Genomic DNA, 26317 nt, shown 5'->3' on the forward strand with positions numbered 1-26317 from the left:
CTCCGCACCGGGCCCCCGGCCGGCGTGATTGCGCCTCAGGCCAGCTGGGTCACCTCGCGCCGGAACGGCACCTCGTCGTTCGAGGGCAGGACGGCGTCGAACTCCTCGGCCGCACGGCGGCCCGACCACACGGCGGCGGCGATGGTGCCGGGCGCCCAGGCGTCGCCGATGCCGCGCACGGAGGCGATCTCGCCGGCGTCGCGGCGGGCGACGAGGTCGAGGTACAGCTCCTCGCGGGGCAGGCGGGCGGTCACCATGACGACGGCGTCGCAGTCGAGGTCGCGCTCCCGGCTCGCGTAGACGTCGCGGACGGTCACTCCCCCGTTGCCGACGGCGACGACGGCGTGGTCGGTGACGCGGGTGATGCCGTTCTCGATCAGGCGGCGCTGGATGCGGTTGATCTCGAAGGTGTTGTTGGTCCACGACGAGACCTGCGCGCCGGGCGTGACGATGGAGACCTCGTAGCCCTTCTGAGCGAGCAGCTCGGCGACGACACCACCGAGGTAGTAGTGGTCGTCGTCGTACACCACGACCTTCTTGCCGTCGGGCAGCCGGCCGGCGAACAGGTCGTCCGGGCCGAGCACCTGCGCGCCCTCGGCGATCGGCAGCGCGGTGGTGTGGAAGCGCGCGACACCGTCGGTGCGCCAGGTGGCGCCGGTCGCGGTGATGACGTGCTCGAAGCCGAACTCGACGATGTCGTCGCCGGTCATCGGGCTCTCGCGGTAGATCTCCACGTTGGGCAGCTCGGCGAGGACGGCCTCGCGGTACTCCTTGACGCGGCCCCACGCCGAGAGGCCGGGCAGCGCCGACTCCTGGGTGACGCGGCCGCCGAGGTCGCGCCCCGCCTCGGCCAGGACGACGTCGTAGCCGCGGACGCCGAGCGCTCGCGCGGCCTCCAGGCCCGACGGGCCGGCGCCGACGACGAGGATGCGCGCGTCGCTCTCCTTGGCCCGGATCCGCTCCGGGTGCCAGCCGCGGCGCCACTCCTCGCCCATGCTGGGGTTCTGGGTGCAGCGGATCGGCGACATGGTGAGGTCGCCGGACACGCAGATGTTGCAGCCGATGCACTCGCGGATCAGGTTGAGCCGGCCGTCGCGGATCTTGTTCGGCAGGAACGGGTCGGCGATCGAGGGCCGGGCCGCGCCGATCAGGTCGAGGATGCCGGCCTTGACCTGGCGCACCATGGCGTCCGGCGAGGTGAACCGGCCGACGCCGACGACGGGCTTGGTGGTGAGCTTCTTCAGCCCCGCGACGAACTCCTCCTGGCGACCCTCGGGGGCGAACCGCGAGGTGACCGAGTCGCCCTCCCAGCTGCCCATCGCGAAGTCCCACAGGTCCGGGAGCTCGCCGAGCTCGCGCAGCACGCCCTCGATGTCCTCGCGGGTGATGCCGCCGTCGATCTCCTCCTCGACCGTGATCCGGCAGGCCACGGCGGCGCGGCCGGCGACCTCGTCGAGGGTGTCCTCCAGGAGCTCCTTGAGCAGGCGCATCCGGTTCTCGAGCGAGCCGCCGTACTCGTCGGTGCGGTTGTTGTAGCGCCGCGAGAGGAAGTGGTGCGGAGCGCCGTAGCCGTGCGCGCCGTAGACGTAGACGATGTCGTAGCCCGCCTCGAGCGAGCGCCGTACGGCGTTGCGGTGCCAGCGCCGCAGGTCGTCGATGTCCTGCTTCGTCATCGCCCGCGCCTGCACCGGCGCGATCGTGTCGGGCGCGACGGGGAGGTGCTGCGGACCGAGCGGGGTCTCGCGGCTGAGCTGGTTCGGCGCGTTCATGCCGTTGTGCGCGAGCTCGATGCCGGCCAGGCCGCCGCCCTCGTGGATCGCGTCGGCGATCCGCTTGAGCGCGGGCAGGTCCTGGTCGTCCCAGATCCGCAGCTCGATGAAGGGCGCGATGTCGGACGTCGCGTGGATCTCGACCTGCTCGGTACACACGACCGACCAACCGCCCTCGGCCTTGATCTTGCGCATCGAGGCCTGCGCGCTCGGGTCGCGGTAGCCCATGCCGTTGCAATGGGGCACCTGGTAGAAGCGGTTCTTGGCGGTGACGGGCCCGATCTGCACGGGCTCGAAGAGGATGTCGTACGGCGACGTCATCAGACGGTTTCCTTGATCTCAGAGCTGTCAGGGTTGTCAGAGCTGGAGGCACTGCCCGCGCGGACCGACCGGCCGAAGACGTAGCCGATCGCGCCGAGGGCGCCGATCACGGCGAGGGTGCCGAGGGTGAAGGCCTCGAAGGTCCCCTGGGAGACGCCCCAGATGTCCTTGAAGTCGTAGTCGAGGCCGAAGAGGTGCTCGAGGGTGCCGGGGAAGACGGCGACCCAGGAACCGAGGATGATCCAGGCGAACGCGAGCCAGCCGAGCAGCGCGAAGACGCGGTCGGAGACGGGCACCCGGAAGGGGCGCTCGACCTCGGGGTACATCCGGCGCAGCTTGACAGCCGACGGGATGACGAAGAGGTAGGCGAGCAGGAAGGTCGAGATGGAGATGGTGAGGACGACGCCGAAGATCGCGCCTCCCGTGCCGGACACCACCATCGCGACCAGCATGAAGACCGTGGCCGTGACGCCGGAGAGCAGGTTGACCCGCACCGGCGTGCCGAGGCCCGGGTGGAAGCGGCCGAAGAAGCCGTTGAAGAAGGAGCCGTCGGCGGCGGTCATCGCCTGCATCCGGTCGGAGATGATCATCCAGGCCGAACCCTGGCTCATCAGCACGTAGACGACGACGATCGCGGTGATCTTCAGCATCGGGCCGGCGGCGTCGCCGTAGACGGAGAAGACGGTCTTGACGGCGTCGAGGAAGCCGCCGATGCCGGTGATCTGGTCCTTCGGGACGACGAGCAGGATCGACAGGATCGGCACCAGGTAGCAGAAGGCGGCGGTCGCGCAGGAGCGGGCGATCGAGACCGGGACGTCGCGCCCCGGGTTCTCCATCTCGCCGGCGGCGCTGTTACCGGACTCGAAGCCGAGGTAGGCGAACAACAGGATCGGGACCGAGCCGAACAGGCCGAGCAGGGTGGGGCTGAAGTCGCCCGTGCTGAGGCCCTCGACGCCGTGCTGGACGGCGTAGATCGCCGTCGTCACCACGAAGAGCACCAGGACGCCGACCTTCAGCACCGCACCGCTGGTCGGCAGCCACTTGCCCTTGCGCAGGCTGACGACCGCGGCGAGGACGGTGATCCAGATGAAGACGAGCTTGAAGACGTAGTCGGCGAAGGAGCCCGCCGGCAGCGGGGTGATGTAGGTGCTGACCGTCTCGGCGGCGAGGAAGGACATCGAGCCGCCCACCCACACCGGCTGGGTCACCCAGTTGAGCAGCGACGCCACCGCCGCGGCCGGCCTGCCGAAGGCGTCGCGCACCCAGGTGTAGGCGCCGCCCTCCTCGCTGAACGCCGCGCCGGTCTCGGCGAAGATCAGGCCGTAGGGCACGAGGAAGAAGACGGCGAGCACGAGCGCCCAGGTGAACGCCTCGGCGCCGAAGGTCGAGACCTGGCCGAGGGTCTCGAGGCCGACGACGGCGGCGATGAGCAGGAAGATGATGTCGAAGCGGCCCAGCGTCTTGTGCAGCATCGCTTGCTGCTCGGCGGCCAGCTGCGTGGGGCGGTTGTTGTCGGACATGGGGGCTCCCGGATTCAGTGGTTGATCCAGACGGTCTTGAGACCGACGTACTTGTCGAGGGCGTGCAGGGACAGGTCGCGGCCGAAGCCGGAGCCCTTGAAGCCGCCGAAGGGGGTCCACGCGCTGAAGGCGTCGACGCCGTTGACGGTGATCGTGCCGGCGTGAATGCGCTCGGCGAGCCGGTGCGCCCGGCTCAGGCTGCTGGTCGCCACCGAGGCGGCCAGGCCGTACGCCGTGTCGTTGGCCAGGGTGACGGCCTCCTCCTCGGTGTCGAACGGCGTGATCGCGAGGACCGGCCCGAAGACCTCCTCGCGGGCGAGGGTGGACGACGGGTCGACGCCGTCGAAGACGGTCGGTCGCACGTAGCAGTCGCTGCCGTCGCGGGTGATCCGCTCACCGCCGGTGACGAGGCGGGCGGATGTCGCCCGGGCCTCGTCGACGAACTGCATGATCCGGTCGGTCTGCTCGGGCGAGACGATCGCGCCCATGCCGGCGGCCGGGTCGAGCGGGTCGCCCGGCGCGTACGCCGCCGCCTCGGCCGCGACGAGCGCCACGAACTCCTCGTGCACCTCGCGCTGGACGAGGACCCGCGAGTGCGCGGAGCACACGGCGCCCTGGTTGAACCAGATGCCGAAGGCGGTGGCCTTCGCGGTCGCGGCGAGGTCCTCGGCGTCGGCGAAGACCAGGTGCGGGCTCTTGCCGCCGCACTCGAGCCAGACCTGCTTGAGGTTGGACTGGCCGGCGTACTGCAGGAAGTAGGCGCCCACCTCGGTGGAGCCGGTGAACGCGAGGACGTCGACGTCCGGGTGCAGGCCGAGCGCGCGACCGGTGGTCTCGCCCAGGCCGGGGACGACATTGAGGACGCCGTCCGGGATGCCGGCCTCGGCGGCCAGCTCGGCGATCCGCAGCGCGGACGACGGCGACTGCTCGGCCGGCTTGAGGACGACGCTGTTGCCGGCGGCCATCGCGGGCGCGACCTTCCAGGCGAGCATGTCGACCGGGTAGTTCCACGGCACGACGGCGCCGACGACGCCCAGCGGCACCCGGCGGATCAGGCCGAGCGTGCCCGGCGGGGTCGGGGCGACCTCGTCGTTGATCTTGTCGATCGCCTCGGCGTAGTAGCGGAACAGGTTGACCGAGAACGGCAGGTCGAGCTGGTGGGCGTCGACCACCCGCTTGCCCATGTCGAGCGAGTCGAGGATGGCGAGCTCGGCGGAGTGCTGGGCGAGCAGGTCGGCGAAGGCGAGCATCCGCTCCCGGCGGAAGGCGACGCCGGCGCGGCTCCACACGCCCGAGTCGAAGGTGGCGCGGGCGGCGCGGACGGCCTGGTCGACGCCCGCCGTACCGGCGTCGGCGACCTTGGCGAGCAGCGCGCCGTTGGCGGGGTTGCGGTTCTCGAAGGTCGTCTCGCCGGCGTCGACGAAGCGGCCGCCGATGAACGGCCGGTCGGGGAGGACGACCTCGGCGGCCTCCTTGACCCAGTCCTGGTGAGTCCGGTCCTGCTGAGTGGGCACGCGGGAAGTCCTTTCTTTGCGCTTCGGCGCAAATATGACCCGGATCACCCGCCGCTGTCAACGGCAGCGCCCGGCGCGGCGCGGGGGCGCTACGGTGTGCGCATGGCACGACGCAAGGACCAGGCCGCCCGCCGCGAGCACCTCATCGCGGCGACGCTGACGATCATCGCGACCCGCGGCCTGGGCGCCGTGACCATGAAGAGCATCGCCGAGGAGGCGGGCATCTCCCCCCGGCTGGTCGCCTACTACTACCCCGACCTCGACGACCTGATCGAGGCCACGCACCAGGCTGCGACCGAGCGCTACTACTGGGCGCGCCAGCGCGACCTCGAGGGCGACCTCTCGCCCGAGGAGAAGCTCGCGCGCCTCATGCACTCCGGCCTGCCGCGCGGCCACGACCTGCTGCTCAGCCAGGTCCTCGACGAGATCTCGGTCAACGCCAGCCGCAGCCCGATGCACGCCACCTTGATGACGCTGCTCTTCGACCGCGAGGTGTCGCTCTACGCCGCCGTCCTCGAGGTCGGCCGCGCCACCGGCGTCTTCACCCTCACCGACCCGGCCGACATCGTCGCCCGCAACTTCGTGGCCCTCGAGGACGCGCTCGGCCTGCACCTGCTCGCCCACAACTCCTCGCTCACCCTCGAGCGGGCCGAGGAGCAGCTCGCGAGCTATGCCTTCGCGACCACCGGCGTCCGGATCAAGCCGGCCGCTTCCATTGCCGCAAGCGGCAAAGAATAGGGATCAGCGGACGCCCCACGAGTACGTCTGCTTGCGCAGCTTCAGGTAGACCAGCGTCTCGGTCGACATCACGCCAGGGATGGTGCGGATCCGTCGCGAGATGATCTCCAGCAGGTGCGCGTCGCTCTCGCACACCACCTCGGCGAGCAGGTCGAAGGAGCCCGCCGTGATGACGACGTAGTCGACCTCCTTGACCTCGGCGAGGGCGTCGGCGACCGGCTCGAGCTCGCCGGAGGCGCGGATGCCGATCATGGCCTGGCGGGCGAAGCCGATCTCGGTCGGGTCGGTCACCGCGACGACCTGCATCACGCCGCTGTCCACGAGCCGCTGCACCCGCTGCCGGACGGCGGCCTCGGAGAGGCCCACCGCCTTGCCGATCGCGGCGTACGACCGCCGCCCGTCCTCCTGGAGCTCGGCGATGATCGCCTTCGAGACGTCGTCCAGCGGGGTCGGCTTGGGCTTGCTCACGGGCAGATCTTCACAGCCCACGCGCCCCTCGTGCAACAACCAAGTACGGATTCCGTTGCGTTTGTGCTACTCACCTTCGGAATCGCTTGTCATGTGATCCGGGTCATGTCACGATGCGCAAGTCGGTGCAGGTCATCGACGCAGCTGATCGATTTCTGGGGGAGGTGGCGATCGTTGCCGTCCGGTGGACTGAGTCGTAGGACCGCGCTGCGCGGTGGAGCCGGGGTCGCCCTCGGCGTCGCGAGCCTGGGGGTGCTGCCGCTGTTCAGCACGCCCGACCGCAAGCAGGACCCGACCACGTGCGTCACGCGCGACCTGTCGGCGTCCGACAAGCAGCTGATCGTGTCGAACTGGCCGGGCTATATCGACGAGGACGCCAAGGACTACGTCTCGACGCTCACCGCGTTCGGCGAGCGCTTCCATCTCGACGTCCACTACACCGCCGACGTCAACGACAACCTGGAGTTCTTCGCCAAGGTCGTCAACCAGCTCGGCTCCTGCCAGCCCTCCAAGCGCGACCTGTTCATGCTGACCGACTGGATGGCGGCGCGGATGATCCAGGTCGGCTGGATCCAGCCGCTCGACAAGACCAAGGTCCCCAACGTCCACGCGAACCTCATCGACTCGCTCGCCCACGTCGGCTGGGACCCCGACCGCACCTACTCCGCGCCCTGGCAGAGCGGCCTGACCGGCATCGCCTACAACAAGTCGAAGGTCAAGGAGGTCCGCTCCTTCGAGGAGCTGCTGTCGCGCAGCGACCTCAAGGGACGCATCTCGCTGCTCACCGAGATGCGCGACACGATGGGCCTGATCCTCCTCTCGCAGGGCAAGGACCCCGAGAAGTTCACCGAGAACGACTGGCAGAACGCCCTCGACCGGCTGCGCAAGGCCCGCAACGACGGGCAGGTGCGGGCCTTCACCGGCAACGAGTACATCCAGGACCTCTCCGCCGGCAATATCGTCGCCTGTGAGGCCTGGTCCGGCGACGTCGCCGCCGCCGACGACGAGAACCTGGTCTTCGTCGGACCCGAGGAGGGCCAGATGATCTGGTCCGACAACATGCTGATCCCCAACCTGGCGAGCCACAAGACGAACGCCGAGGACTGGATCAACTACTACTACGAGCCCGAGGTGGCGGCGAAGCTCGCGGCCGCCGTCTGGTACATCTGCCCGGTCAAGGGCGCCCAGCAGGCGATGGAGAAGGTCGACCCCACGCTCGTCGACAACCCGCTCATCTTCCCCACGGAGGAGTCGTTGGCCACGACGCACACGTTCATGGCCCTCCAGGAGTACCAGACCCGCGCCTATGAAGGAGAGTTCGCCGATGTCACTGGCGGCTGACAACGCCCCCGGCAGCGCTCGGAGCCTCCGGCTCACCGCGCTCACCAAGGAGTTCGCCACCTTCACGGCGGTGCGCTCGCTCGACCTCGAGATCCCCGCCGGCAGCTTCTTCGCGCTGCTCGGCCCCTCCGGCTGCGGCAAGACCACGACGCTGCGGATGGTCGCCGGCCTCGAGACGCCGACGTCCGGCACGATCCACCTCGGCGACGACGAGATCACCTACGCCAAGCCCTACAAGCGCCCGGTCAACACGGTCTTCCAGAACTACGCGCTCTTCCCCCACCTCAACATCCACGACAACGTGGCCTTCGGCCTGCGCCGGCGCGGCATCAAGGACGTCGACCGCCAGGTCAAGGAGATGCTCGGGCTGGTCGAGCTCGACACGCAGGCATCCAAGAAGCCCACGCAGCTCTCCGGTGGCCAGCAGCAGCGCGTCGCGCTCGCCCGCGCCCTCATCAACCGCCCCGAGGTGCTGTTGCTCGACGAGCCGCTCGGAGCACTCGACCTCAAGCTGCGGCGCGCCATGCAGATCGAGCTCAAGCGGATCCAGACCGAGGTCGGCCTCACCTTCGTGCACGTCACGCACGACCAGGAGGAGGCGATGACCATGGCCGACACGATCGCCGTCATGAATGCCGGCGTCATCGAGCAGATGGGCTCCCCCGCCGAGCTGTACGAGAACCCGCGCACGACCTTCGTCGCCAACTTCCTCGGCCAGTCCAACCTGATCGAGGGCACCGTCGCGGCCGCCGAGAACGGCGTCGTACGCGTCGACATGCACGGCACCCAGGTCTCCATCCCCGCCGAGCGCGCACACACCCGCGCCGGCGCCGGCTGGGTCGGCATCCGCCCCGAGAAGGTGCTCGTCGCCCCGGCCGGCGAGCCGATCGACGCCCCCGGCAACCACATGACGGGCGGCGTCATCACCGACGTCAGCTTCGTCGGCGTGAGCACCCAGTACCTGGTGATGATGCCGTGGGGCCAGGAGCTGATGGCCTTCGAGCAGAACACCGGACGGCGCGGCGTCCTCGCCCACGGCACCAAGGTCGACGTCTCGTGGCGACCCGAGTTCGCCTTCCTGCTGCCGGCCAGCCAGGACGTCCACGCCGGCGTCGTCGAGGAGGACTGATGCGCAGCCGGAGGCTCACGGGCTACTGGCTGATGCTGCCGGCAGCCCTGTGGCTCGCGATCTTCTTCGTCATCCCGTTCTACTCGCTGCTGGCGACGAGCCTCTACGACCCCCAGGGCTCGGTCCTCACCGGCTACGACGTCACCTACCACTTCCACAACTTCGTGCACGTCCTGCAGGACTTCTGGGGCCCGCTGTGGCGCTCGCTGTGGTACGCCGCCGTGGCCACCGCGATCTGCCTGGTCGTCGGCTATCTGCTCGCCTACGCGATCGCGTTCAAGGCCGGCCGGTGGCGCAACTTCCTGCTGGTGCTGGTGATCGCGCCCTTCTTCACCAGCTTCCTGATCCGCACCCTGTCGTGGAAGCTGATCCTCGCCGACGACGGCTTCGTCGTGAACAGCCTGCAGTTCCTGCACATCCTCGGCAGTGACGGGCGACTGCTCGCCACACCGGTCGCCGTCATCGCGGGCCTGGTCTACAACTTCCTGCCGTTCATGGTGCTGCCGCTCTACGCCAGCCTGGAGAAGATCGACCACCGGCTGATCGAGGCGGCCGGCGACCTCTACGCCTCCCCCGCCCGCGGCTTCCTCAAGGTCACCTTCCCGCTGTCGGTGCCCGGCGCGGTCGCCGGCACGCTGCTCACCTTCATCCCGGCGGCCGGTGACTACATCAACGCCCAGCTGCTGGGCAGCCCCAACCAGCGGATGGCGGGCAACGTCATCCAGCAGCTCTTCACCGACACCGGCGACTACGCCTCGGCGGGCGCGCTGTCGGTGATCCTGATGGCGATCATCGTCATCCTCGTCATGATGTACATCCGCGTCGCGGGAACGGAGGACCTGGTGTGAGCGGTCTGCGGCGCGTACGGCGCTTCATCGGCGACCACGTCGTCCTCGCGGGCGGCATCCTGGTCCTGGCCTACATGTTCCTGCCCATCGCCATCGTGATGCTGATGAGCTTCAACGACAACAGCCACTCCCGCAACGTCTACGCGTTCCGCGGCTTCACCTGGAACAACTGGACCGGCGTCTGCAAGCCCGACGGCATGTGCCAGTCGGTGCTGCTCAGCATCGAGATCGGCGCGCTCGCCACCGTCGTCGCGACCATCCTCGGCACGCTGGCGGCGTTCGCGCTGGTGCGCCACGAGTTCCGCGGCCGCTCGATCATGAACACCGTGATCTTCCTGCCGATGGCCTCCCCCGAGATCGTGATGGGCTCCTCGCTCCTCGCCCTCTTCGTGGCGTCGGGCTTCGGCGGCCGGCTCGGCTTCGTGACGATCCTGATCGCCCACGTGATGTTCTGCCTGTCGTTCGTCATCGTGACCGTGAAGGCGCGCCTGTCCGGCCTCGACCAGAACCTCGAGCAGGCCGCGATGGACCTCTACGCCAGCGAGAGCGTCACCTTCTGGCGGGTCACCTTCCCACTGGTGCTGCCCGGCATCGCGGCGGCCGCGATGCTCAGCTTCTCGCTGTCGTTCGACGACTTCATCATCACCAACCTCAACGCCGGCCAGCGACTGACCTTCCCCATGTTCGTGTGGGGCGCCAACCAGCGCGGCGTGCCGATGCAGGTCAACGTGATCGGCACGGTCATGTTCCTGATCTCGCTGCTGATCGTCGTCGGCAACATGATGGCCACCCGCAAGAAGCCCGCCTGAGCCGACCCGGCGCGAAACTGCACCCAGTCCCCGCCGACCCGGCGCAAAAGTGCACCCGGCCCGCGCCGACCCGGCGCGAAAATGCCACGAAAAGGCTACGAAAAGGCCACGGAGCGGCGGCCCGAGTGAATCGGGGCCGCCGCTCCGTGGTCTTCACGGCGACGACGGTGCCGTCGCGTCCCCGTTGCTACAGCAGGTTCGCCGCCTGGGTGAGGACCTCGCGGAGCTTCTGCTCCATCTCGTCGAAGTGCTCCTGGCCGCAGATCAGCGGCGGGGAGAGCTGGATGACCGGGTCGCCGCGGTCGTCGGCACGGCAGTAGAGACCGGCGTCGAAGAGGGCCTTGGAGAGGAAGCCGCGAAGCAGGCGCTCGGACTCGTCCTCGTTGAAGGTCTCCTTGGTCGCCTTGTCCTTGACCAGCTCGATGCCGTAGAAGAAGCCGTCGCCGCGGACGTCGCCGACGATCGGCAGGTCGAGCAGCTTCTCCAGGGTGCCGCGGAAGGCGCCCTCGCGCTCGCGCACGCCCTCGTTGATCTTCTCGTTCTCGAAGATCTCGAAGTTCTTCAGCGCCACCGCCGTGGAGACCGGGTGGCCGCCGAAGGTGTAGCCGTGCAGGAAGGTCTCGGTGCCCTTGGCGAAGGGCTCGTAGAGCCGGTCGCTGGCGATCATCGCGCCGAGCGGGGCGTAGCCGGAGGTGATGCCCTTGGCGGAGGTGATGATGTCGGGCTGGTAGCCGTAGCGCGAGGCGCCGAACATGTGGCCGAGCCGGCCGTAGGCGCAGATGACCTCGTCGGAGACCAGCAGCACGTCGTACTGGTCGCAGATCTCGCGGACCCGCTCGAAGTATCCGGGCGGCGGCGGGAAGCACCCGCCGGCGTTCTGGACCGGCTCGAGGAAGACGGCGGCGACGGTCTCGGCACCCTCGTTCTCGATGGCGACCGCGATCTGGTCGGCAGCCCAGCGGCCGAAGGCCTCGGGGTCGGAGCCGTCGAGGAAGCCGCCGGTGATCTCGGAGGCCCGGTAGGAGTTGGTGTTCGGCACCCGGAAGGTCGAGGGCACGAGCGGCTCGAAGGGCGCCTTGAGGCCGGGCAGGCCGGTGATCGAGAGGGCGCCCTGGGTGGTGCCGTGATAGGCGATCGCGCGGCTGATCACCTTGTGCTTGAGCGGCTTGCCGACGAGCTTGAAGTAGTTCTTCGCCAGCTTCCACGCCGACTCCACGGCCTCGCCGCCGCCGGTGGTGAAGAAGACCCGGTTGAGGTCGCCGGGCGCATAGCCGGCGATCTTGTCGGCGAGCTCGATCGCCGACGGGTGGGCGTAGGACCACAGCGGGAAGTAGGCCAGCTCGGACGCCTGCTTGGCGGCGGCCTCGGCCAGCTCGGTGCGGCCGTGGCCCAGCTGGCTCACGAAGAGGCCGCCGAGGGCGTCGAGGTACTTGCGGCCGTGGGCGTCCCAGATGTAGGCGCCGTCGCCGCGGGTGATGATCGGCACCTCCGCGGAGTCGTACGACGACATGCGGGTGAAGTGCATCCACAGGTGGTCGCGGGCGGACTGCTGGAGGGCGCTGAGTTCGGTGTCGTCTACCACCCGACCATCTTGACCCCCTCGGCGCGAAACGGCAAGCGAATCAGTAGCCAATCGTGCGATTTCGCTACGGATTTCGTTGTCAATAGCCTTCCGCGCAACGGAGATGCTGGCTACGCTTCACGCTCATGACCTCCCCTGGCACCACCCTGCGCAACTTCATCGGCGGCGCGTCCGTCGACGCCGCCGACGGCGCGACGTACGACGTCGTCAACCCGGCCACCGGACAGGCCTACGCCACCGCCCCCATGAGCACGGCCGAGGACGTCGACCGCGCCATGCGCGCCGCCGAGACGGCTTTCGAGACCTGGGGCGACACCACGCCCAAGGAGCGTCAGGAGGCGCTGCTGCGGCTGGCCCAGGCGCTGGAGGACCGGGCCGACGAGTTCGTGCGCGTCGAGTGCGAGAACACCGGCAAGCCGATCGGCCTCACCGCCGACGAGGAGCTGCCGCCCGCCGTCGACGAGCTGCGCTTCTTCGCGGGCGCCGCGCGGGTGATGGAGGGCCGCAGCAGCGGCGAGTACCTCAAGGACCACACCTCGTGGATCCGCCGCGAGCCGATCGGCGTCATCGGCCAGGTGACGCCGTGGAACTACCCGCTGGTGATGGGCATCTGGAAGATCGCCCCCGCCCTCGCCGCGGGCAACACGATCGTCCTCAAGCCCAGCGACACCACGCCGGCCAGCACCGTCCTCCTCGCCGAGCTGGCCGCGGAGTTCCTGCCCGCGGGCGTCCTCAACGTCGTCTGCGGCGACCGGACGACGGGCCGCGCGCTCGTCGAGCACAAGACCCCGCAGATGGTGGCGATCACCGGCTCGGTCCGCGCCGGCATGGAGGTCGCCGGCTCCGCCGCGGCCGACCTCAAGCGGGTCCACCTCGAGCTCGGCGGCAAGGCGCCGGTCGTCGTCTTCGAGGACGCCGACATCCCCGCCGCCGCCGAGGCGATCGCCGCCGCCGGCTACTTCAACGGCGGCCAGGACTGCACCGCCGCGACTCGCGTCCTCGTCTCCGAGCGGATCCACGACGACTTCGTCGCCGCGCTCGCGGCGAAGGCCAAGGGCACCCGCACCGGCCTGCCCGCCGACCCCGACGTCGCCTACGGCGCCCTCAACAACCCCGACCAACTGGCCCGCGTGCGCGGCCTGGTCGACCGACTCCCCGACCACGCGTCGCTCGAGACCGGCGGCGGCGTGCCGACCGTCGCGGGCGGCGAGGGCGGCTACTACTTCGAGCCGACCGTCGTGTCCGGCCTGCGCCAGGACGACGAGGTCATCCAGAACGAGATCTTCGGCCCGGTGATCACCGTCCAGCGGTTCGCCGACGAGGCGGAGGCGACGCGCTACGCGAACGACGTCCAGTACGGCCTGTCCTCCAGCGTCTGGACCAAGGACCACGGCCGCGCGATGCGGATGTCGAAGCGCCTCGACTTCGGCGTGGTGTGGATCAACACCCACATCCCGTTCGTGTCCGAGATGCCGCACGGCGGCTTCAAGCACTCCGGCTACGGCAAGGACCTGTCGATGTACGGCCTGGAGGACTACACCCGGATCAAGCACGTGATGTCGTTCCACGGGGAGTGACCTCGCCTCGGCCCGGGGACGCGTCTCACCCGGCATTCCTGTCGTGAAATCGCCGAAAGGCGGACAGGAATGCCGGGTGAGACCGTCACGACCGGGCCGTAGACCGCGAACGACACAGCACCCGGCAACCCTGGTGGACAGGGATGCCGGGTGCTGTGGTGTCGGTGGTGCTGTGGTGGTGGCGGTGTTGCGGGGTGAGGTCAGGCGCCCGTGTAGTGGGCGTCGGCCTTCTCCAGCGCCAGGTCGAGGATCGCGATGCCCTCGCGCACCTCGTCGTCGCTGATCGTGCACGGCGGGACGACGTGCGTCCGGTTGAAGTGCGTGAACGGCCAGAGGCCGGCGACCTTGCAGGCGCCCGCCAGCTCCGCCATCGGGACGGCGTCGGCGCCGGAGGCGTTGTAGGGCACCAGCGGCTCGCGGGTCTCGCGGTCGCGGACCAGCTCGAGCGCCCAGAACGCGCCGAGGCCACGGACCTCGCCGATGCTGGGGTGGCGCTCGGCGAGCGCGCGCAGCTCGGGGCCGATCACGTCCTCGCCGAGGCGGCGGGCGTTCTCGACGATCTTCTCGTCGCGCATCGCGTTGATGCTCGCGACCGCCGACGCGCAGGCCAGCGGGTGACCGGAGTAGGTCAGGCCGCCGGGGAACGGGCGGTCGGCGAAGGTCGCGGCGATCTCCTCGGAGATGATCACGCCGCCGAGCGGCACGTAGCCCGAGTTGACGCCCTTCGCGAAGGTGATCAGGTCGGGGACGACGCCCCACCGGTCGACCGCGAACCACTCGCCGCAACGGGCGAATCCGGCCATCACCTCGTCGGCGATCATCACGATGCCGAACTCGTCGCACAGCGCCCGCACGCCCTGGAGGTAGCCCTCCGGCGGGACCAGGATGCCGTTGGTGCCGACGACCGTCTCGAGGATGATCGCGGCGATCGTGCCCGGCCCCTCGACCGCGATCAGGTCGCGCAGGTGGCTGAGCGCGCGCTCGCACTCCTCCGCCTCGGTGGTCGCGTGGAAGGCCGACCGGTAGAGGTAGGGGCCCCAGTAGCGCACCACGCCCGGCATGCCCGGCTCGGACGCCCAGCGGCGCGGGTCGCCGGTGAGCGCGATCGCGCCGGCGGTGGCGCCGTGATAGCTGCGGTAGGCGGCGAGCACCTTGTGGCGGCCGGTGTGCAGACGCGCCATCCGGACGGCGTTCTCGTTGGCCTCCGCGCCGCCGTTGGTGAAGAACACCTTGTTGAGGTCGCCCGGGGCGACCTCGGCGATCAGCCGCGCAGCCTCGGCCCGGACGTCGTTGCCGAAGCCCGGCGCCAGGGTCGCGAGCCGGCCGGCCTGCTCCTGGATGGCCGCGACGACCTTCGGGTGCTGGTGGCCGATGTTGACGTTGACCAGCTGCGAGGAGAAGTCGAGGTAGCGGTTGCCGTCGGCGTCCCAGAAGTGGGAGCCCTCGGCGCGCGCGATCGGCAGCGGGGTGATCTGGCCCTGCGCGGACCAGGAGTGGAAGACGTGCGCCTTGTCGAGGCGCCGGATGGTCTCGGCGTCGTACGACGGCAGGAGGCTGTCGTTGCTCATCGTCGTGCTCCTCAGCGGGTCCGCGGGAAGCCGAGGTCGACGCTCGACGTGGCCGGGTCGGGCCAGCGCGAGGTGACGACCTTGCCGCGGGTGTAGAAGTTGATGCCCTCGGGGCCGTACATGTGGGTGTCGCCGAAGAGCGAGTCCTTCCAGCCGCCGAAGGAGTAGTAGGCGACGGGGACCGGGATCGGCACGTTGATGCCGACCATGCCGACCTCGACGTCGTACTGGAACTGGCGGGCGGCGCCACCGTCGCGGGTGAAGATCGCGGTGCCGTTGGCGTACTGGTTGGCGTTGATGAGCGCGAGGCCCTCGTCGTAGGTCTCGACGCGGACGACGCCGAGCACCGGGCCGAAGATCTCGTCGCGGTAGACGGTCATCTCGGGCGTGACGTTGTCGAGCAGCGTGGTGCCGAGGAAGAAGCCGTCGGCCGGTACGTCGGCCGTGCGGCCGTCGACGACCACGGTGGCGCCCTGCGCCTCGCCGGAGTCGACGTAGCCGGCGACCTTGTCGCGGTGCTCGCGGGTGATCAGCGGGCCCATGTCGGTGCCGGGCTGGGCGCCGTCGCCGACCACCAGCTTGGGCAGGCGCAGCGCGATCGCGTCGACCAGCGGGTCGGCGATGTCGCCCACCGCGACGGCGACGGAGAGCGCCATGCAGCGCTCGCCCGCGGCGCCGTAGGCGGCGGAGACGATGGCGTCGGCGGCGACGTCGAGGTCGGCGTCGGGCAGGACGAGGGCGTGGTTCTTCGCACCGCCGAGGGCCTGGACCCGCTTGCCGTGGCTGGTGCCGGTCTCGTAGATGTACTTCGCGATGGGGGTGGAGCCGACGAAGCTGACGGCCGCGACGTCGGGGTGCGTGAGCAGGCCGTCGACGGCCTCCTTGTCACCGTGCAGGACGGTGAAGACGCCGTCGGGCAGGCCGGCCTCCTGCCAGAGCCGGGCGAGGAAGAGCGCCGCGGACGGGTCCTTCTCGCTGGGCTTGAGGATGAAGGCGTTGCCGCAGGCGATGGCGTTGGCGCACATCCACAGCGGCACCATCGCCGGGAAGTTGAACGGGGTGATGCCGGCGACGACGCCGAGGGGCTGGCGGATGTTGTAGACGTCGACGCCGGTGGCGGCGCCCTCGGAGAAGCCGCCCTTGAGCAGCTGCGGGACGCCGGTCGCGAACTCGACGTTCTCGAGGCCGCGGGCGATCTCGCCCAGGGCGTCGGCGTGGACCTTGCCGTGCTCGGCGGTGACGATCTTCGCCAGGTCGTCGGCGCGCTCGTGCAGCAGCTGGCGGAAGGCGAAGAGGACGGCCGAGCGCTGCGAGAGCGAGGCGCTGCGCCACGACTTCGCGGCGGCCAGCGCGCTGGCCACGGCGGTCGAGACCTCGGCCGCGGAGGCGAGGTCGACCTCGGCCGTGACGGCGCCGGTGGCGGGGTTGTGCACGGGGGCGGTGCGGCCGGAGGTGCCGGCGACGACCTGTCCGTCGATCCAGTGGGAGACGCGTTCGCTCATGACTCGAACTTTATGTGCCACCTATGGCCCTCTTGAAGAGGAGGTTGTTATGTTACAAACGTGCGGACCCTGATCTCGGACATCGAGAGCCGGCTCGACGAGCCCACCTCCAAGGGCCTCGCGGCCGCCGTCGGGCGCGCGATCCGCGACGGCGTCCTCTCGCCGGGCGACCGACTGCCGCCGATCCGCGAGCTGGCCCACGAGCTGACCCTGTCCCCCACCACGGTCAGCGCCGCCTGGGGCCTGCTCACCCGGGCCGGCACGCTGCGCACCGCCGGCCGCCGCGGCACGGTCGTCGCCGACACCTCGGCCCCGCGGACCGGCCGCTACCAGCAGGCCCTCGAGCATCCGACGACCTTCGCGCTCGACCTGTCGACCGGCGTACCGGACGCGTCGCTGCTGCCCGGCCTCGGCGGCGCCCTGCAGGCGCTGACCACCGCCGGGACGCCGCACTCCTACCTCGACGACCCGGTCCTGCCCGAGCTCCACGACGTCCTGCTCGGGTCGTGGCCCTATCCCCCGCCTGCGCTCACCGTCGTCGACGGGACGATGGACGGGCTCGAGCTGGTCCTGCGCACCACGCTGCAGTACGGCGACCGCGTCGTCGTCGAGCACCCCTCGTTCCCGCCGATCCTCGACCTGCTCGAGGCCGTCGGCGCCGACGTGGTCGGCGTGCCGCTCGACGACGAGGGCCTCGTGCCCGACGCCCTCGCGGCGGCCCTGACCGATCCGGTGCGGGCGATCGTGCTGCAGCCGCGGGCGCACAACCCGACCGGCGTCTCGATGAGCGCCGCGCGGGCCAAGGAGCTCGGCGCCCTCCTCGACCGCACCGACGTCCTCGTCATCGAGGACGACTCCACCAGCGCCCTCGGCGGCGCGGACCCGGCGTCGATCGGCGTCCTGCTGCCCGGCCAGACCGTGCACCTGCGCAGCTACTCCAAGTCCCACGGCCCCGACCTGCGGCTCGCGGCGATGAGCGGACCCGGCCCGCTGATCGACGAGATCCGCCACCGCCGCCAGCTCGGCCAGGGCTGGAGCAGCCGCCTCCTGCAGCGGATCCTGCTGCACCTGCTCACCGACCCGGCCTCTCGCGGTGAGGTCGACCATGCCCGCGAGACGTACGCCGAGCGGCGCTCCGCCTTCGCGACCGCACTCGCGCTCGAGGGCGTCGAGACCGGCGGCGGCGACGGGCTCAACGCCTGGGTGCCCGTCCTCGACGAGGCGGCCGCGCTGATGCGACTGGCCAGCCAGGGCGTCGGCGTCGCGCCGGGCTCGCCCTTCCTCGTGCTGCCCGACGACCCGCATGTCCGCGTCACCTGCGGACTCCTCGACGTCGCGGACATCCCGCCCGTCGCCGCCGCCGTCGCCGCTGCCGCGCGGACCGGCGGCTGGGGCAGCCGGGCTCGGTAGTCGCACCTGGGGCAGCAGCGGGTAAAGGGTTTCGTGATTCGAGCCCCGGGGCGTGCCCGCTCCCCTAACGTCGCCCCGTGAGGGACAAGTCCATGGGGATGCTCGCCCGGCTGCTCGCCGCCGTGGTGACGGGACTGCTGCTGGTCGCGATCGGCGCGCCGGCGCACGCCGTACCCGTCGTGAAGCCGTCGCCGCCGCGCGCGGTGCAGGCGGTGCCCGCCGACCGCGCGATCACCGTGCACTGGACCGCGCCGGCCCGGACGGGTGGCGCCAAGGTCGACCGGTACGCGATCCAGGCTCGCCAGGGCCAGACCGGCACCTGGCAGGCGGCCGGCGTCGTGAAGGCGGCTGCCCGATCCTGGACGACGCGCGGCCTGGTCAACGGGACCACCTACGGATTTCGTGTGCGTGTACACACACCCAACGGCTGGAGCGCCTGGAGCCCGGCCACGTACGCCGTGCCGCGCGGGCTGCCGGGCGCGCCGCGCTTCCCCGAGGCCGACGGCTACCTGCGCGGACTGGGCGTCTACTGGGAGGCACCTGACGCGAACGGCTCCCCCATCGACCGCTACCGCGTCGAGTACTCGACCGACGGCGCGACCTGGACCGGCGGCGTCAGCCGGACCACGGCCCCCACGGCCGAGGATCCGGTCCGGCTCACCGGGCTGACCCCCGGCACCCGTTACTACGTGCGTGTACACGCACACAACTCCGCCGGCTTCGGGCCGAGCTCGGCCGCCGGGCCCTACCGCGTCTTCACCACCGCGGGCGCGGTCACCGGCCTCGCCGGCGTGCCCGGCGACGGCTCGGTCGCACTGACGTGGGACGCACCCGCCGCCGACGTCGCTGCCGGCGTACCGGCCGCGACCGGCTACCGGGTCGAGCGCTCGACCGACGGCACCACCTGGACCGAGCTGGCCACGCCCACCGCCACCTCCTATCCGGCCACCGGGCTGTCCAACGGGACCGCCTACCGGTTCCGCGTGAGCGCCCGCGCGGCGAACGGCAAGCTGGGCTGGGGGCCGGGCGTCGTCATCCAGCCCGGGGCTCCGGGAACGGCACCCGACGCAGCGACCGGCCTGCAGGCGACGTCGCTACGCACCGGCAGCCAGATCGACAACGTCCTGACCTGGACCGCGCCGCCGAACGGCACGCCCCCCGACTACTACGTGATCGAGCGCAGCGTCAACGGCGAGCCGTTCGAGGACGTCGCGGTGCGCTTCGGCGTGGAATACACCGACCTGAACGTCAACGTCGGCTGGATCTACACGTACCGCGTCGTGTCGCACAACGCCCACGGCACGAGCGCGGCGAGCGCCGAGGCCACGACCTGGTACACGCTGTTCTCGGTCATCGATGTGCACATCACGGTGACCGAGGGGCAGCAGGCGTTGGGCACGGTCAGCCTGACCCCTGCGCCCACCACCGACACGGTGGTGCCCCTGATCTCGGACGACCCGAGCGTCGTCGTCCCGGCGACGGTGACCGTGCCGGCCGGGCAGTCGACGGCGACCTTCGCCATCGACGCGCCCCAGGACGACGACGTCGAGGACGGGTACGCGATCGTCACCGCCGCCTACGGCGATCAGACGATGCCGATCATGGTCACGGTCCACGACGACGACGTCCAGGCCCTGGTTCTGACGACGGAGACCCTCGACCTCACGACCGGCGATTCCGGACCGGTCGGCGTCTCCCTCGCCTATCGGCCGACGTCCGACGTCACCGTCACGATCGCGATCGACCCGTCCGCCCCGTCCGACCCGGGCGCCCCGGCAACCGTCGATCCAACGACGCTGACGTTCACGCACGACGACTGGGACGTCCCGCAGCAGGTGTCCGTCCAGGCCGTCGCCGCCGGGTCCACGACGATCACGCTCGGCGCGGCCGGGGTGGCGTCTCGCCAGGTCGCGGTGTCGGTCACTGATCCGGTCGGCGGCCCCTAGGCTCCTGCCCGTGAGTCAGGAGTGGGCGCCGTACGAGCCGACGGAGCATCCGCGGCACGTCCCGCTGGTCTACGGCGTCCTGGTGCTGCTGATGGCGGCCGTGGTGACGGTCGGCGTCCGGCTGGCGATCGCCGACGACCATGAGCCGGACACCTCCGCGACGACCGCTCCCGAGCCGACACTCCGGCCGCGGGAGGTCGTCGACATGCGCTCGCGCGCGGCCATCGTCCAGCTCGCCGACGCGCTCGACGCCGAGCTGGGGTCGAGCCGGGTGGTGGCGGTGACCCTCTACCGCGCGGCGGCGCAGGTCACGGTCGCGCCGACCGACGACGCGGCGACCCGGTATGAGTGGAACGGCTACGCGCTGGCACGAGGGACGACGACGCGCGGCGCCACCGAGACGGCGTTCGACGTCCGCGTGCTCGCGACCGACGGCGCGCTGATCCCCGAGCTCTGCGGGGATCAGCCCGACGTCTGTGAGGTCACGCGGGAGCGGTTGCGTCGCTGATCGGCGTGATCCAGGACTGGTGGGTCTGTGCGTTCTTGGTGATCGCGAGCAGCTCGTCCATGTGGGGCTCGAGGCCGGTCACCTTGTCGAGCGGGACGCCGATGATCAGCTGGAAGCCGAGGCCCTTCCACGCCTGGACGGCGCGGCCGGCGAACTCGGAGTCGGCCTTGACGAAGCCCTCGTCGAGGAAGACCGGCGCGAACCGCGGCCGCGAGCGCATCTCGTCGCCGAGCCGGAAGCGCAGCGCCGAGCCGACGATGAAGGCGACCAGCTCCTGGCTCTCGCCACCGGACTTCTCGCCGAGCGTGCGGTAGGTCGCGCGCAGCTCGCCGGTCAGGTGGTCGTAGCGCTCGGCGCTGATCTCGACGTGACGGCGTACGTCGAGCAGCCGGTCGCGATCGGTGGTCAGCGCGGGGCCCTCGCCGGACTGGGCCGGCTTGCGCAGCTGCTGCATGAACCGGCTCAGCTCGGTGAACCGCTTCTCGAGCCCGGCCTCGTCGAGCTCGCCGGTGGCGCCGCCGGAGAGCGAGCGCAGGTCCTTCATGAACACCTGGACGTGGGCGGGCGCCAGCCGGCGCAGCCGGATGCGGAGCCGGTCGCCCTCGGCGCCGAACTCGAGCCGGCGCAGGATGGCGTTGATCGGCTCGAGCCGGTCTTCGATCTCCTCGACCGACGAGGACATCGCGCCGAGCAGCGGGACCAGGTCCTGGCCGCTCCACTCGGTGAGCCGACGGCGCCACTCGGAGCGCCGCTCGGCGAGGCCCTTGCCGCGGATGTCGTCGAGGATCCGGGCGTAGTCGGGGTAGGAGTCGGCGGTGGCGCCCAGGTTGGGCGAGTCCCACTGGAACTTGTAGTGCTTGAAGATCAGCGCCAGGTCGTCGTCGCAGCGGCGGATCTCGGCGTCGGCGTCGGCGACTGCCGTGCGCAGTCGCTCGCCCAGCCGGTGCGCGTTGTCGGCGAAGCGGTCGAGATCGTCGGGGTCGGCCGGGGCCGCGGCCGCGGCGAAGTCGGCCGCCAGGGCGGCGTCCTGCTCGTCGGTCAGGACGACGTCGCCGGACTCCATCGCCTCGAGCCGGTCCTTGACCAGGTCTTCGGAATCGACCAGCTCGGAGTGGGCGGCGTTGAGCTCGCGTTGACGCTGCTCGAGGCCGAACCGCTGCTCGCGCGCCTCGTCGAGGCGCTGGCCGAGCTCGTCGATCTGCTCCTGGAGCACCTGGAGCTGGTCGTCGGAGGACAGGATGTCGCTGCGGCGCTGCTCGAGCTCGCCGATGCGGCGGTCGCTGCCGGCCACGTCGACGTCGTCGAAGCGCACCATCGCGATCGCGTCGTAGGCCTTGCGCTGCTGCTCGAGCACCCGGCCGCGCCGGTCGAGCTCGACGAGCTGGGCGTCGACCTCCTCGAGGCGCCGCTCGAGCCCCTCGAGCTGGGCGTCGATCTCGGCGATCGCGTCCTCGTTGGAGAAGCCGATGATGTTGCGCTGGTCGTTGCGGCCGTGGGCGCCGCGGCGTCCGTTGCGGGTCTGGCCGGACGCGGTCACCCGGAAGCCGGGGCCGTCGAGCTCGGCGGCGCTCTCGACGCAGTAGGCGTTGCGGGCCGGCTCCTCGACGTGCTGCTGCACCCACCCGGAGAAGGGCGACTCCTTGAAGAGCAGCTTGCCGGCCACCCGCTCGGGGTCGGACGGGCCGGTGTCGGGCAGGTCGAGCTCGACGCCCTGGAAGGTCAGCCGGCCGGGCAGCCGCAGGCCGTCGATGGCGGCGGAGAAGTCGTCGAGCCGGTCGAGCGGGACCAGCATCATCCGCGCGGTGCCGCCGAGGACGGTCTCGATCGCGGTGCGCCAGCGCGCCTCCTCGGGCGCGAGGTCGATCAGCTCGGCGATGAAGGGCAGCTCGTCGACGCTGAGCCCGCTGGCCTGGGCGACGGCGCCACGCAGGTCGTGGAGGTAGGACGGCACCCGGCCGGCGCGGTTCTCGAGCGAGGCGCGCTCGCGCTGCAGGACCGACTGCTCGTTCTTCAGGGGCACCAGCGCGTCGCGGACCCGGTCGCGCTCGGCGCGCAGCGCGGCCGAGGCCTGGTCGCCGGCCGAGAGCCGCTTGCGGGCGAGCAGCTGGAGCTCGGCGAAGGCAGTGGCGGAGTCGAGCGCCGACTCGAGGTCGGGAGCGTCGGTGTCGGTGAGGCCGACCAGCGGGTAGACGCGCTCCTCGAGCTCGGCGAGCCGGTTGCCGCGCTCCTGGCGGATCACCCGCTCGTGCTCGGCCTGCGCGGCCAGCGCCTGCAGGTCACCGCCGCCGGCGGCGCGGTGGGCCTCTTTGGCGGCCTCGAGGTCGCCGGCGTAGGTCGTCTCGGCGGAGCGGGTCTGGCTCAGCAGCTCGGCGGTGGTCGACCGCTCGTCGCGGTTGGCGCCGACGGCCGCCTCGATCAGGCGCAGGTGGGTCTTGAGCAGCCACAGCCGCAGCGGGGTGTCGCCGGGCAGCGTGACGCCGTAGGAGTCGAGCTCGGCGAGGCGGTGCTCGGCGGCGATCTTGCGCTCGTGGAGGTCGGTGATCGGCTCGAGCAGCTCGAGCTTCTGCTCCTCGGTGCGCATCGCGGTGTACGACGCGTCGAGGTCGTCGAAGTGCTCGATGGCGCGGTCGGCGGCGGCGTAGGTGGCGGGCCGCTCGAGGACCATGTCCTTGTAGAGCTCGTCGACGCTGCGGACCTGGTTGCCGGCCTGGATGCGCGCCAGCAGCCGCAGCGCCTTGGCGCCGTCGCCGTTGGCGCCGATGCCGAGCCGGGCGTGCAGGACGGCGGAGAACTCGGCGTAGGTGCGGTGCACGCGGATGCCGGGGAAGAGCTTCTTGAGGGTGTTGGCGTGGAAGCGCTCGGGGACGGCGACCTCGAGCGTCTCGAGCGACAGCGGGCCCTCGTGGGTGGCGAGCTGCATCTGCACCTCGCCGGAGCGGGTGGCCCGGCGCGGGACGTAGTAGGTGCGCAGCGCGGTGAACCGGCCGCCCTGGTCGTTGACGTAGGTCATCGCGACCGCGCCCCAGGTGTCGGCGCCCTTGCCGCGGAGCAGCTTCTCCTCGGGGCGGCCGGTGCGCGGGTTGTCGATGACGTCGACGGCACCGCGCAGGTAGGACAGCAGGTTGCGCTGGCCGGCGCTGCGGGCACGGCCGGCGACGGCGTCGTTGGAGGCGCCGTTGAACTTGGTGTCGGACGGCATCATCAGCGCCGTGTAGGCGTCGAGGATGGTGCTCTTGCCGACGCCGGAGGCGCCGGAGATCATCGTCGCGTCGCCGCGCAGCGGAACCGTCGTCAGGCCGCTGAAGCCGCCCCAGTTGACCAGCTGCAGCAGCGCCGCACGCCACTGGACGGTGTCGTCGGCGGGGGTCTCGACGACCTCGCGCTCGAAGAGCCCGCCGCCCTCGACGTGCTCGATCTCGTCGATGCTCACTCGGCGTCCTCCTCGAACAGGTCGGCCTCGGGGTCGGCGTCGGGGACCTCGGTGCCGTTGGCGCGCTGCAGCGCCTCGAGCAGCTCCTGCAGCAGCTCGAGCGGGAGCAGCGGCTCGACGGCCTCGCTGATCTCGTAGCGGTCGTCGCCGGACGAGCCGATGAGCAGGCCCGCCTTGACGATGCTGACGACGGCGTTGCGCGCGCGCTTCTCGTCGCCGGCCTCGTCGGTGGCGTGCGCCGGGCGGAAGCTCGCGACGTACTCGACGATGTCCTCGCGGTCGATGTAGACCCGCGCGTCGCCGCTGGCCAGGCCGGCGCGGAGCCGGTCGCGCAGGTGCACCAGGACCAGCGTCTCCTCACGCGACCAGGCGGTGTCGTGGAGCAGCGTCGGGAACCGGCTCGCCGTCTCGGAGGTGGCCTGGCGCTTCCAGGCGACCTCGCGCAGCGGGTCGATCTGGAGGTCGAGGAAGAGGTCGTTGAGCCGCGAGCGCAGCACCCGCTCGTGGTCGACCAGCGTCTGCCAGTCGCGCGGGTGGGTGCGGGCGCTGATGAAGCGCTGCTTGAGGAGCGTGACCAGGGTGTGGCGCTGGGCGTACTCGAGGCCGCCCTCGTCGCCCTCGAACAGGGAGACGGAGTGCTCGTCGGCGACGACGTCGAGGTCGTCGAAGTCGTTGTCGACGGCCCCTTCGGGCTCGTGGTCGGGCTCGTGGCCGGGCTCGTGGCCGGGCTCGTGGTCGGGCTCGACCGACTCGTCCAGGTCGACGGTCATCGGCGGCTCTCCTCTCGCGGGAGGTCGGGGTCGGGCAGCGGCGTGCGGGGCACCGCGAACGTGCGTCGCGAGCCGTCGGGACGGACGGCGGCGAACTGCTCGGTGACGTCGTCGGACGTCCACGCGCGGTCGGCGGCGAGGTGGAGCAGTCCGAAGATCTCGACCGGACGGCGCAGCGACGGCTCGAGCCCGTCGAAGAGCTCGCCCAGGGAGCCGGCCGGGAGCAGGTCGTGGAGCGCGTCGTCGAGCCGCTGCCGCAGGGAGGCCAGCTGCGGGCCGCCCTGCGCCATCAGCTCGGACAGCGACAGCGACGGCGCGGCGGCGGGGTCGGCCGCCTCGATCGGGTCGGGCAGGACGTCGTCGGCGGGGTCGTAGAAGCGCTCGCGCAGGTGGTCGAGACCGGCTCGCCCGGGCAGCAGGGCCACGTCGTGGGTGGCCCGCGGGCCGGTGATCGCCATCCAGCCCATCAGCTCGGACTCGACCTGGCGCAGCGTCTGCTCGAGCTCGCGGTCGCGCGCGGCGTCGTGGGAGACGATGTACTCCTTGAGCGTCGCCGTGACCCGGCTGCGCTGCGCGAGGACCCGGTCGAGGCCGTCGCGGACCAGCTTGACCGTGCCGCGCAGCTCGGACCGGTCGCCCTCGCCGAGGATGCCCTCGGAGAGCGGGTGCTCGAGGAGGGCGGTGAGGTCCTCGCGGAGCTGGGTGACGAGCGCGTCGTCGCGCAGCAGCGCGAACGCCCCCTCGAAGGCCCGCCCCTCGTGGGTGGCGGTCATCAGCGCGTCGGCGCGTGCGAGGTAGTCGTCGATGACGTCGCCCGCGGGCCGGTCCTCGGCGCGGAAGGCCGCCAGGATCTCGCCGCGGATCGTCGCGAACCGCTCCTCGACCCGCGCGAAGTCACTCGGCAGGGCCGAGATCAGCGACAGCAGCTCGGTGAAGCCCTCGGACATGTAGTCCTCGGTCGCGCTGATCATCTCGGCGCCGTCGACGAGCCGGTCGCGCTCGGACTTGAGCCGCGCGATCTCGTCGTTGAGCAGGCTCACCCGGGCGCTGCGGTCGGGGTTGGCCTCGGAGTTGAAGCGGCGGACGGTGCTCAAGATGGTGGTGATCCGGTGCTCGCTGAGCGTCGCCCGGTCGCGTGCCAGGTTCTTGACCAGCTCGAGCGCCTGCTGCGCGTGCGAGGTGAGCGTGTAGACCTCGTCGCCCCGCTCGTCGAGCGAGCGGACCAGCCACTGCCCCCGCATCCAGCGCTGGCAGATGTCGCGCCCGCTGCCCGTCGGCAGATCGGTCTCGCCCGCCTGCCGGATCTCGGCCAGGTGCTCCTCGACCTGGGTGTGCAGCCGTGCGGTCGGGATCGGCCGGTTGTTGCGCCCGAAGGCGGCCCGGAAGATCGTGATGACGACCGGCGCCTGGCGCTGGTGGAGCAGGGTCAGCGTGGGCTGCGCGAAGGCGCCCTTGACCCGCGCCAGCTCGGCGGCGATCTCGCTCATGGGTCCCCTGGTCGTCGTGCTCGTGGTGCGTACTGCTAGTCCCGCGGCGCGCGCGGGGTGGCAAGCATGTCAGAGGGACC

General features: G+C 71.0%; 19 protein-coding genes. 9 read left to right on the forward strand and 10 right to left on the reverse strand.

Features of this window, described 5'->3' with window-relative positions:
* Positions 1-35 precede the first annotated feature (35 nt).
* From AB4880_RS00755 to AB4880_RS00765, 3 genes are read right to left on the reverse strand one after another with little or no spacing between them, the layout of a single operon-like run.
* A complete protein-coding gene (locus AB4880_RS00755) occupies positions 36-2090 on the reverse strand; it encodes an oxidoreductase (RefSeq protein ID WP_367917282.1) in 2055 nt (684 codons plus the stop codon).
* Complete coding sequence (locus AB4880_RS00760; protein ID WP_367917283.1) at positions 2090-3610, reverse strand: APC family permease; 1521 nt, start codon at positions 3608-3610, stop codon at positions 2090-2092. The genes AB4880_RS00755 and AB4880_RS00760 overlap by 1 nt, the downstream gene beginning before the upstream one ends.
* 14 nt (positions 3611-3624) lie before the next feature.
* On the reverse strand, positions 3625-5124 hold the full coding sequence (locus tag AB4880_RS00765; protein WP_367917284.1) for an aldehyde dehydrogenase: 1500 nt from the start codon (positions 5122-5124) through the stop codon (positions 3625-3627).
* A 102-nt stretch (positions 5125-5226) separates the two neighbouring features.
* Here AB4880_RS00765 and AB4880_RS00770 point away from each other — a divergent pair, with 102 nt between their 5' ends.
* Positions 5227-5862, forward strand: coding sequence for a TetR/AcrR family transcriptional regulator (locus AB4880_RS00770; RefSeq protein ID WP_367917285.1), 636 nt, complete (start codon positions 5227-5229; stop codon positions 5860-5862).
* Positions 5863-5865: 3 nt separating this feature from the next.
* On the opposite strand, the gene AB4880_RS00775 is transcribed toward AB4880_RS00770, so the two are convergent.
* Positions 5866-6330 (reverse strand): Lrp/AsnC family transcriptional regulator, encoded by a 465-nt coding sequence (locus AB4880_RS00775; protein ID WP_367917286.1) that lies wholly within the window; start codon positions 6328-6330, stop codon positions 5866-5868.
* 174 nt (positions 6331-6504) lie between these two features.
* Here AB4880_RS00775 and AB4880_RS00780 point away from each other — a divergent pair, with 174 nt between their 5' ends.
* From AB4880_RS00780 to AB4880_RS00795, 4 genes are read left to right on the forward strand one after another with little or no spacing between them, the layout of a single operon-like run.
* Complete coding sequence (locus AB4880_RS00780; protein ID WP_367917287.1) at positions 6505-7671, forward strand: ABC transporter substrate-binding protein; 1167 nt, start codon at positions 6505-6507, stop codon at positions 7669-7671.
* A complete protein-coding gene (locus AB4880_RS00785; protein WP_367917288.1) occupies positions 7655-8800 on the forward strand; it encodes an ABC transporter ATP-binding protein in 1146 nt (381 codons plus the stop codon). The genes AB4880_RS00780 and AB4880_RS00785 overlap by 17 nt, the downstream gene beginning before the upstream one ends.
* The gene (locus AB4880_RS00790) at positions 8800-9648 is read left to right on the forward strand and encodes an ABC transporter permease (RefSeq protein WP_367917289.1); all 849 of its coding nucleotides are present in this window, start codon (positions 8800-8802) and stop codon (positions 9646-9648) included. The genes AB4880_RS00785 and AB4880_RS00790 overlap by 1 nt, the downstream gene beginning before the upstream one ends.
* On the forward strand, positions 9645-10457 hold the full coding sequence (locus AB4880_RS00795; protein WP_367917290.1) for an ABC transporter permease: 813 nt from the start codon (positions 9645-9647) through the stop codon (positions 10455-10457). The genes AB4880_RS00790 and AB4880_RS00795 overlap by 4 nt, the downstream gene beginning before the upstream one ends.
* A 187-nt stretch (positions 10458-10644) precedes the next feature.
* Here the strand turns inward: AB4880_RS00795 and AB4880_RS00800 are convergent, their stop codons facing one another.
* Positions 10645-12039, reverse strand: coding sequence for an aspartate aminotransferase family protein (locus AB4880_RS00800; RefSeq protein ID WP_367917291.1), 1395 nt, complete (start codon positions 12037-12039; stop codon positions 10645-10647).
* A gap of 125 nt (positions 12040-12164) precedes the next feature.
* Here AB4880_RS00800 and AB4880_RS00805 point away from each other — a divergent pair, with 125 nt between their 5' ends.
* On the forward strand, positions 12165-13616 hold the full coding sequence (locus AB4880_RS00805; protein ID WP_367917292.1) for a gamma-aminobutyraldehyde dehydrogenase: 1452 nt from the start codon (positions 12165-12167) through the stop codon (positions 13614-13616).
* A 200-nt stretch (positions 13617-13816) separates the two neighbouring features.
* Here the strand turns inward: AB4880_RS00805 and AB4880_RS00810 are convergent, their stop codons facing one another.
* Together AB4880_RS00810 and AB4880_RS00815 are read right to left on the reverse strand one after the other, a co-directional pair.
* A complete protein-coding gene (locus tag AB4880_RS00810; protein ID WP_367917293.1) occupies positions 13817-15184 on the reverse strand; it encodes an aspartate aminotransferase family protein in 1368 nt (455 codons plus the stop codon).
* An 11-nt stretch (positions 15185-15195) separates the two neighbouring features.
* Positions 15196-16686 (reverse strand): CoA-acylating methylmalonate-semialdehyde dehydrogenase, encoded by a 1491-nt coding sequence (locus AB4880_RS00815; RefSeq protein WP_367917294.1) that lies wholly within the window; start codon positions 16684-16686, stop codon positions 15196-15198.
* A 60-nt stretch (positions 16687-16746) separates the two neighbouring features.
* On the opposite strand from AB4880_RS00815, the gene AB4880_RS00820 reads away from it, so the two are divergent.
* The 3 genes from AB4880_RS00820 (at position 16747) to AB4880_RS00830 (ending at position 20550) form a co-directional block, all read left to right on the forward strand.
* Positions 16747-18096: an aminotransferase class I/II-fold pyridoxal phosphate-dependent enzyme gene (locus AB4880_RS00820; protein ID WP_367917295.1), complete on the forward strand. Its 1350-nt coding sequence runs from the start codon at positions 16747-16749 to the stop codon at positions 18094-18096.
* A gap of 77 nt (positions 18097-18173) precedes the next feature.
* Positions 18174-20042 (forward strand): fibronectin type III domain-containing protein, encoded by a 1869-nt coding sequence (locus AB4880_RS00825; protein ID WP_367917296.1) that lies wholly within the window; start codon positions 18174-18176, stop codon positions 20040-20042.
* A 10-nt stretch (positions 20043-20052) separates the two neighbouring features.
* Positions 20053-20550 (forward strand): hypothetical protein, encoded by a 498-nt coding sequence (locus AB4880_RS00830; RefSeq protein ID WP_367917297.1) that lies wholly within the window; start codon positions 20053-20055, stop codon positions 20548-20550.
* On the opposite strand, the gene AB4880_RS00835 is transcribed toward AB4880_RS00830, so the two are convergent.
* From AB4880_RS00835 to AB4880_RS00845, 3 genes are read right to left on the reverse strand one after another with little or no spacing between them, the layout of a single operon-like run.
* Positions 20525-23980, reverse strand: a complete 3456-nt coding sequence (locus AB4880_RS00835; RefSeq protein ID WP_367917298.1) for an ATP-binding protein — start codon at positions 23978-23980, stop codon at positions 20525-20527. The two genes, AB4880_RS00830 and AB4880_RS00835, sit on opposite strands and share 26 nt — an antisense overlap.
* Positions 23977-24750, reverse strand: a complete 774-nt coding sequence (locus AB4880_RS00840) for a DUF4194 domain-containing protein (protein WP_367917299.1) — start codon at positions 24748-24750, stop codon at positions 23977-23979. The genes AB4880_RS00835 and AB4880_RS00840 overlap by 4 nt, the downstream gene beginning before the upstream one ends.
* On the reverse strand, positions 24747-26237 hold the full coding sequence (locus AB4880_RS00845) for a DUF3375 domain-containing protein (RefSeq protein WP_367917300.1): 1491 nt from the start codon (positions 26235-26237) through the stop codon (positions 24747-24749). Before AB4880_RS00845 ends, AB4880_RS00840 begins: the two co-directional genes overlap by 4 nt.
* Positions 26238-26317: the final 80 nt, after the last annotated feature.

The organism is Nocardioides ginsengisoli, assembly GCF_039537225.1.
Classification (GTDB): Bacteria; Actinomycetota; Actinomycetes; order Propionibacteriales; family Nocardioidaceae; genus Nocardioides; species Nocardioides ginsengisoli.